Source organism: Ruegeria sp. HKCCSP351, assembly GCF_017872535.1.
GTDB lineage: Bacteria > Pseudomonadota > Alphaproteobacteria > Rhodobacterales > Rhodobacteraceae > Ruegeria.
The window spans coordinates 1-5,316 of sequence record NZ_JAEDOV010000023.1; the positions used below are offsets into that span (position 1 = coordinate 1).

General features: G+C 50.8%; 5 protein-coding genes. 4 read left to right on the forward strand and 1 reads right to left on the reverse strand.

Features of this window, described 5'->3' with window-relative positions:
- Positions 1-248 precede the first annotated feature (248 nt).
- The 4 genes from I9182_RS20625 to I9182_RS20285 all read left to right on the forward strand — a co-directional run bounded on the left by I9182_RS20625 (position 249) and on the right by I9182_RS20285 (position 3,287).
- Positions 249-1,139 carry an autoinducer binding domain-containing protein gene (locus tag I9182_RS20625; RefSeq protein WP_348540418.1) on the forward strand — a complete coding sequence of 297 codons (891 nt, stop codon included), beginning with the start codon at positions 249-251 and terminating at the stop codon, positions 1,137-1,139.
- An 81-nt stretch (positions 1,140-1,220) separates the two neighbouring features.
- Complete coding sequence (locus tag I9182_RS20275) at positions 1,221-1,895, forward strand: phosphatidylserine decarboxylase (RefSeq protein WP_209599469.1); 675 nt, start codon at positions 1,221-1,223, stop codon at positions 1,893-1,895.
- A gap of 12 nt (positions 1,896-1,907) precedes the next feature.
- The gene (gene pssA, locus I9182_RS20280) at positions 1,908-2,654 is read left to right on the forward strand and encodes a CDP-diacylglycerol--serine O-phosphatidyltransferase (protein WP_209599470.1); all 747 of its coding nucleotides are present in this window, start codon (positions 1,908-1,910) and stop codon (positions 2,652-2,654) included.
- A gap of 9 nt (positions 2,655-2,663) precedes the next feature.
- Complete coding sequence (locus tag I9182_RS20285) at positions 2,664-3,287, forward strand: class I SAM-dependent methyltransferase (protein WP_209599471.1); 624 nt, start codon at positions 2,664-2,666, stop codon at positions 3,285-3,287.
- A gap of 263 nt (positions 3,288-3,550) precedes the next feature.
- Here the strand turns inward: I9182_RS20285 and pgi are convergent, their stop codons facing one another.
- On the reverse strand, positions 3,551-5,170 hold the full coding sequence (gene pgi / locus I9182_RS20290; RefSeq protein WP_209599472.1) for a glucose-6-phosphate isomerase: 1,620 nt from the start codon (positions 5,168-5,170) through the stop codon (positions 3,551-3,553).
- Positions 5,171-5,316 lie beyond the last annotated feature (146 nt).

Consider the following 5,316-nt stretch of genomic DNA (forward strand, 5'->3'; position numbering starts at 1 on the left):
CATCTCCTTTGCTGCAATAAATGCTATCAAAGGAGCGGCATCAAACCGCGACACGTCCAATTTCGTTTTTTTTACAAAGACATACTCACGTTGTCGTTAGCTAAGGGATTTCCCCAATGTTGCTCTTGTACCAGAAGGTTTATTCCGCTCGGACGACAAGACAGAATAGAAAGACGATCAATGAAAATCGCGGATATTGGCAGGTCTGAGCTGGATTTCAAGCAAACCGGGGAGGCGCGTCTTCAGGAATTTGCTCCAGGTTCGGACTGGAGAATGCGTCCTATGCCCATATCGACAAACATCACAACATTGTCCACGGTTGTACCACGTTCACAGGTGAGTGGGTCAGACATTACGTTGATAACAACCTGGTAACGGTTGATCCTGTTATTCGGTTTGGCGTCACCATGATCGCTCCTATCGACTGGAATGTGTTCGACAGGCAGAGCGAACATGCGCCACTATTCGATGCTGCCAGAAGGTTTGGTGTGGGTCAGAACGGTCTTTCCATTCCGGTGATCAACCCGTTTGGCGAGCGTGGTGTCTTTACAATCACGTCCAATCTGTCCCGCTTCGAGTGGGACGCTTTGGTCGCAAGAATCCTCTCTGCCCTGCGTCATGAAGCACAGATCCTGCATCTGCTCGCGCTCGATGTCATTGGCACGAGTTTCAACTTTCGTTCGGATGCGCTCTCTGATCAGGAGATGGGTGTGTTGAAGATGCTTGCATCCGGCTTGATTCCGCCTGTCATCGCCAGCCAGATGGGCTTCTCGTCCGGAACGGTGGATGCGCTGATTGCTTCGATTGAAACCAAGCTCAAAAGCCAGACAACCGAACAAGCAGTCGCTCGGGCGGTCAGTGCAGGTCTCCTCAAATGGACCGATTTTTTTGCTGATCCCGTCGCCGAACTGGTTGATGTCGAACGACAGACCCTTTGTGGCGGGATCGTCCATTGGTCTGGAAGATCACACGAGTTGATCACCTTCGAAGAAGGTCGGACAGCGCGGAACTTGGATAGCTTTCGGGCGGTTCAGGTCCAAAACCTTGCCAAGGACTTCAATTTGAACGCTGAAGAGATTATTGAAAAACTCGGGCTCAACCGGGATCAAAGCGTGTGGATCAGATATATCAATGAATGAACCGTCTTCACTCGTCGTACTTGCGTTCCCGAGTAATCCACTTATGAAAGTGGCGTCAATTGACCTAAGGGAAAGTTTGCGATGCGCATGCGCGATACGTTCATCAAGCCGATGCATCCAGAAGGTATTCGGTTTGTCGCAATCTTTGCTGCAATAACAGTCGGACTGTTTCTGTTATCCGATTTTCTTGGTTGGATTGGCGTTGGCCTCACGATTTGGTGCTACTATTTCTTTCGCGACCCGGAACGCGTGCCTCCGTTAGAAGACGGGCTGATCGTCAGCCCCGCGGACGGTGTGGTTTCGCTGATCGAAGCGGCCGTACCGCCACCTGAACTTGGGATGCCGCTCACACCTCTCACCCGTGTCAGCGTGTTCATGAGTGTCTTCAACTGTCACGTGAACCGGATTCCCATTGAAGGTGAGATTACTAACGTTGCCTACCGCCCCGGAAAGTTCTTCAATGCATCCTTGGACAAGGCCAGTGCCGATAACGAGCGCAACAGTCTGCGAATTCGCATGACGAACGGTCAGGATTTGGCTGTCGTCCAGATTGCCGGCCTTGTGGCCAGACGGATCGTTTGCTTTACGAAATCTGGTGATGCGATGCAAACCGGAGAACGATTTGGTTTGATCCGCTTCGGGTCTCGGCTGGATGTTTATCTTCCTGAAGGCGTGGACCCACAAGTGCGTGTTGGGCAGACGATGATTGCTGGAGAGACCATTCTCGCCAAACTAAATTCATCTGAAGAAACGTAGGTAGCTGGATCAGTGGCAGAACCTTCAGAACAGGACGAGACCGGATTTGCGCTAATCAATTTGTTGCCCAACGCGCTAACCATTACAGCTATATGTGCGGGCATGTCCGCGATCAGATTTGGCGTACAGGGCAACTACGTGCTAGCAGTGCAGCTCATCATTGCCGCCTGTGTGCTGGATGGATTGGATGGCCGTATCGCACGCCTGCTCAGCAGTGACAGCAAAATCGGAGCAGAACTTGATTCACTCGCAGATTTTCTGAATTTCGGAGTAGCCCCACCGCTCGTTCTCTATTTTTGGGCCCTGCAGGATATTCGAAGCGCGGCTTGGCTTGCTGTCCTGTTTTTTGCGTCATGCTGCGTCATGCGTCTTGCCCGTTTCAATGTGGGTAGCAAATCCGAAACCTGCGATCAGAACAGTGCATTTTTTGAGGGTGTCCCGGCCCCTGCGGGGGCGGTACTGGTCATGTTACCAATGTATCTGTCCTTTGCCTTTGCAGACGCCCCTTTGCTGCCCGGCATATTGATTTGTCTTTACATGGTGGTCATCGGTCTTCTGCTCATCAGCCGGATACAGACTTGGTCTTTCAAGACGACTCGGATCTCACGCGAGAACGCAAAGTTCTTTCTAATTGGGGTCGCTGTTGTTGGCGCGGCGATGCTGACCTTTCCGTGGGTCACGCTGATCTTACTTTGTTTCGCGTATGTGGGAATGGTTGCCTGGGCGTGGTTCGACAAGGAAGTACATTCTAATCGTTAAGGACTCAAAATGGACATCAAAGCCGTTCAAACTTCGTACGCTCGATGGGCGCCCGTCTATGACAAGACTTTTGGGGCCGTCACCAGTGGCGGGCGGCAGCAAGCGGTTGACTATATCAATAGATTCCCGGGCAAAGTACTGGAGGTCGGTGTGGGCACCGGTCTGTCACTGGAACACTACAAGCCCGAGATGCAGGTGACAGGGATCGATTTCAGCGAAGACATGCTGCAAAAGGCGCGCAACAAGGTAAGAGATCTTTCGCTGAGCCATGTCGTCGAGCTGCGGCAAATGGATGCCCGTACGCTCGACTTTCCAGACAACCATTTCGACACGATTGCGGCGATGCATGTGCTGTCGGTGGTTCCGGAACCGGAAAGGGTCATGTCGGAAATTGCGAGGGTCTGCAAACCAGGTGGTAGAGTGGTAATTACCAACCACTTCCAACGAAAGCGGGGGCTGCTTTCCTCGCTGGAACGGGTTTTTGCCCCGCTGGCGAATACAATCGGCTGGCATTCCGATTTCGAGATCGAATCGGTTCTGCAAGAGGATGCCTTTGCTGTCGTAGAGCAAAAACCTCTTCCACCGTTGGGTATGATGACTTTTCTGGTTTTGAGGAAATCAGTGGTTGCGTGACGGTTTTGGAAAGAACTTAGTGCGGCAACAACCAGGAACTTAGCAACATCAGTTTGCCCGGCTATTTAGCATAATTTAGCTTATCGGCATTGCAGATCCTTAGCGAGCTTCAAAGTCCGATAAGAGGTTTCGTTGTGAGCCTGTGAGCAGACCAGAGAAGAACAAGCTCTCAGCGTTCTCAACACTCATTCAAACTGAACCAAAGGTACAACTCGAGGTCGTATCTCGTGAAACAAATCCGAAAAAAGTCATCAAATCAATTTTCAAACAGTTCCAAGCTTACTCAAGTGCCGGATTAGACCTTGAGTTGATCCGTCTTTTCCTTTGCAGGATGCGCCCTTCACCATTGGCAAAAGTGTATTTGCCAGCTCTTTTCCGAGTTCCACTCCCCATTGATCAAAGGGATTAATGTCCCAGATCGCACCTTCAACAAACACTCTATGCTCGAAAAGAGCGATTACCTGGCCAAGCGTAAACGGTGTCAGCTTGGGGTAACTGATGGTGATGGAGGGACGATTTCCCGGGAAAGTTCGGTGCGACGCCTGTTTCTGTAACTCCGCACCGGTAAATCCAAGCTTTGATGCGATTGTTTCCGCTTCTTCGAAACTACGTCCCACCATCAATGCTTCGGACTGTGCCAAGCAATTGGCTTTGAGAAGCTCATGATGGTTCGACAAATCGCCCTCGTGACCGGTGGCTGCGATCAGAAATTCAGCTGGTACAACCTCGGTTCCCTGATGCAAAAGTTGAAAAAACGCATGTTGCCCGTTGGTACCGGGCTCCCCCCATACCACCGGACCGGATTTCCGATTAAGGGTCGCCCCATCAATTGCCACTCGTTTTCCATTGCTTTCCATGTCCAGCTGCTGAAGGTAAGCTGGCAGGCGTTGCAAACGTTGATCATATGGAAGAACTGCTCGGGTTTGATAATCACAAATATTGCGGTGCCATATTCCAACCAGCCCCAATAAAACCGGCAGGTTTCTTGCCAACGGAGCATTTTTGAAATGTTGGTCCATCGCGAACCCGCCGGCAAGAAACTGGCGGAATTGGTTGGCACCAATTGCCAACATTATCGGCAAACCCACGGGTCCCCAGAGCGAATAGCGACCTCCCACCCAGTCTTCAAACCCGAAGACACGTTCAGGTGTGATACCAATCTCCGACGTCTTATTCAGAGCAGTAGAAACCGCGGCTAGATGCAAATGTGCTTCTTCTCCAACGCTATTGCGCAGCCAGTTGATTGCTGTCTCTGCATTGGTCATGGTTTCGATTGTGGTGAATGTCTTTGAAGCGATAATGACCAGGGTCTTGCTTGGATCCAGAGCGCGCAAAGTATCTGAAACATGCGCACCATCTACGTTTGAGACAAAATGGCATCGTGGGCCATCGTGATAGGGTCTTAGCGCCAACGTGGACATGGCAGGGCCAAGATCGGACCCACCGATACCTATATTGACAATATCCGTGAATGCTTGACCATTCGCTCCAGTCACCCTGCCAAATCGAATGTCGTTCGCAAACTGTTCCATTCTTTTTAAGGTCGATACGATACCCGGCCGCACATCGACACCTTGAACGAACAATGGCTCGACTTCATTGCTACGCAAGGCTGTGTGAAGGACGGAACGAGTTTCAGTCAAGTTTATCGGGCGGCCTTCAAACATAGCATCGCGTTTTTCGGCAACTTGCGTTGATTCAGCCAATTTTATCAGAAGGTTGTGCGCTTGTTCATCAATGTTGGTTTTGGAGTAGTCGAGAAGCATGTCGTCAGCTTCGGCCGAAAATCGATCAAAACGCTCGGTGTCTTGGAACAGAGAAACTATTTTTCGCTCACAGGTAGCTGCTCGGTTCTGCCCCAGATTTCCCCAGATATCGTTCATATGCGGTGCTCCACTTGGAAGTAGTAAATTGTGAGAGTTTGTTTTCGTCGCCAAAACTGATGGCAGCGGATGTTTAATGTGAAACCTGGGGTGTCTAACGTCAGCACCCATCGGACAGATTTTGGGGTTTGAGCAACGGAGGATTT

Bases quoted from the DNA above. Each gene is read 5' to 3' on its own strand.
- I9182_RS20275 (WP_209599469.1), top strand. From the start codon at position 1,221: ATGCGCATGCGCGATACGTTCATCAAGCCGATGCATCCAGAAGGTATT.
- I9182_RS20285 (WP_209599471.1), top strand. From the start codon at position 2,664: ATGGACATCAAAGCCGTTCAAACTTCGTACGCTCGATGGGCGCCCGTC.
- pgi (WP_209599472.1), bottom strand. From the start codon at position 5,170: ATGAACGATATCTGGGGAAATCTGGGGCAGAACCGAGCAGCTACCTGT.